General features: G+C 59.3%; 1 protein-coding gene. It reads right to left on the reverse strand.

From position 1 onward, the window contains the following. Window positions 1-137 precede the first annotated feature (137 nt). A partial coding sequence (locus AACY49_RS31285) for a sigma factor-like helix-turn-helix DNA-binding protein (RefSeq protein WP_339528224.1) occupies window positions 138-432 on the reverse strand: 295 nt, incomplete at its 5' end.

Consider the following 432-nt stretch of genomic DNA (forward strand, 5'->3'; position numbering starts at 1 on the left):
GATCGGGCCGGATCGTGCCAAGCGCCAGGAAGCCGACGAGTTCGACGACGGCTAGTATGAGGAGGGTGACAAATTGGGGGCCGAGCCTCGGCCGGGGCACCGGACGAAGATCCCCTACCAGTTTATCGATCAGCGCATCATTCGACATCGGCTTGCTTCTGAACAATCATGGCTAACCGCGCCAGCCCCCGGTGGATATTCACCTTGATAAGGGATCCGGACTGGCCGGTCCTTTCGGAGGCTTCCTCAACCGAAAAACCCTCGATTTTCACGAGCCGAATCGCTTCGGCCTGTGCGGGTTTCAACTCGGTCATCAACCGCGCCAAAATCACCGAGCTGGTCACGTTGCGCTCATGGTCCTCAACAGCGATCTCTTCAGGGAGTTCCTCGGTCCGGGAGCGGCTCATCGACCGCAGGCGATCGATCCATTTG

The organism is Pseudomonas sp. EL_65y_Pfl2_R96, assembly GCF_963970905.1.
Taxonomy (GTDB): domain Bacteria; phylum Pseudomonadota; class Gammaproteobacteria; order Pseudomonadales; family Pseudomonadaceae; genus Aquipseudomonas.